At 76.9% G+C, this 2,039-nt stretch carries 1 protein-coding gene; it reads right to left on the bottom strand.

The window, feature by feature from the left end; genetic code table 11:
• The coding region (locus AWZ10_RS30420) for an acyltransferase domain-containing protein (protein WP_159058389.1) at positions 1–2,039 on the bottom strand (2,039 nt) is incomplete at both ends.

The raw sequence follows: 2,039 nt of genomic DNA, 5'->3' as shown, positions 1-2,039 counted from the left end.
CGCGCTCCAGACGGCGGCCGAGGGCACCGGTGGCACGCACGGCGACCTGGTCCTCGTGGTCGGTTCCGGCGAGGACCGCGACGACGCGGTCGGCGGTGCGCGCGTCGAGCCGCTCGGGCAGGTCGATCAGGCCTCCCCACAGGTCGGCCTGTTCCAGGGCGACGACGCGTCCGAAGCCCTGGACGAGGGCCTGGGCGGGGTCCGGCGCGGGGTCGGCGTCGCCGACGGCCACGGCGCCGCGGGTGAGGAACCACACCGGAAGGCGGGCGTCGAGGTCGTCCAGCGCCTGGACGAGGGCGACGGTGGCGGCGAACCCGGTGGGCAGCAGGGGGTGTGCCGGGTGGGTTGTGTCGTCCCGGGCGAGGAGGGAGACGAGGCCACGGGCTTCCGCGGCGGCCCCGCCCAGGGCGGTGGCGAGGGCGGCGCGGCCGGCCGTGGCGTCGACGACCACGGGGACGCAGGTGGCGCCCGCGCGGGTCAGGGCGGCCTGTACGGCGGTCGCCTCGGGGCCGTCCTCGTGGCCGCCGGGGACGGCGAGGACCCAGCGGCCCGTGAGGGCGGGGGCGGTTCTGTCGTCGATCGGGTGCCAGGTGATCCGGTAGCGCCAGCGGTCGGCGGTGCCGCGTTCCTCGCTGCGCCGCCGGTAGCCGGCGAGGGCGGGGGCCAGTGTGGCGACGGTGCCCTCGTCGAGGGCCAGCGCGGTGGCGAGGGTGGTGACGTCACCCGAGTCGACGGCCTGCCAGAAGGGGGCGTCCGCGGTGGCGTCGGCCGGGCCGCCGCTCTCCGCGGGGGTGAAGGCCGGCCAGTAGCGGCGGCGTTGGAAGGCGTAGACGGGCAGGTCGGCGCGGCGGGCGGGCTCGTCGTGGACGGCGCCGAAGTCCGGGGATCCGCCGCGTACGGCGAGGGCGGCCACGGAGGTGAGGAACCGCTGCGTGCCTCCGTCGGAGCGGCGCAGGGTGCCGAGGACGACGCCGTCGGTGATGTCGAGGTCGTCGAGGATGTCGCCGACGGCCGAGGTGACCACGGGGTGCGGGCCCACCTCGACGAAGACGCGGTGTCCGGCGTCGGCGAGGGCGCGCACGGCGGGTTCGAGGCGGACGGTGCGGCGGGCGTTGTCGTACCAGTAGGAGGCGTCGAGGGTGGTGGTGTCCTCGATGCGGGCGCCGGTGACGGTGGAGTGGAAGGGGATCTCGGCGGGGCGCGGGCGGACCGGTGCGAATCCGGTGAGCAGCGCGTCGCGGACCTCCTCGACCTGGGGGCAGTGGGAGGCGTAGTCCATCGGGACGCGGCGGGCCCGGACGCCGTCGCCGGTGAGGCGGGCGAGAAGCTCGGCGAGGGGCTCGGTGTCGCCGGCGATGGTGACGGAGCGGGGGCCGGTGACGCCGCCGACGCAGATCCGGCCGTCGTACGGGGCGATGAGCCGCTCGACCTCGGCGAGCGGCAGCGGAACGGCGACCATGCCGCCGCGGCCGGCGAGGGCCATGAGTTCACGCGAGCGGACGCCGATGACGCGAGCGGCGTCCTGAAGGGTGAGGGCGCCCGCGATGTGGGCGGCGGCGACCTCGCCCAGGCTCTGCCCGGCGACCGCGGCGGGGCGGACTCCGCACGCCATCCACAGGCGGGCGAGGGCGACGCAGGTGACGAACAGGGCGGGCTGGACGACGTCGAGGCGGTCCAGCGGCGGCGCACCGGGGGCGCGGCGCAGGACGTCCAGGACGCGGAAATCGGTGTACTCCTCGACGGCGGCGGCCGCTTCGTCGAAGAAGGCACGGAACCGGGCGTCGGAGGAGTGGAGTTCGACTGCCATGCCCTCCCACTGCGGGCCGTGGCCGGGGAAGAGGAAGACCGGGTCACCGTCGGTGTCGGCGACGCCCCGCACCACGGCGGGGTCGGGGGCGCCGTCGGCCAGCGCGGTCAGGCCGCGCAGGAGTGTCCCGTGATCGGCGGCGACGACCACGGCGCGGTGTTCGAGTGCGGGCCGGGTGGCGGCGAGGGACCAGGCCAGGTCGGCGGGGCGGACGGCGCCGTCCGGGGCGGTG

Origin of the sequence: Streptomyces europaeiscabiei (assembly GCF_001550375.1) — a bacterium.
GTDB lineage: Bacteria > Actinomycetota > Actinomycetes > Streptomycetales > Streptomycetaceae > Streptomyces > Streptomyces europaeiscabiei.
The sequence above is the reverse complement of the archived record's forward strand: the minus strand, read 5'-3'. Positions and strand labels throughout refer to the sequence as shown.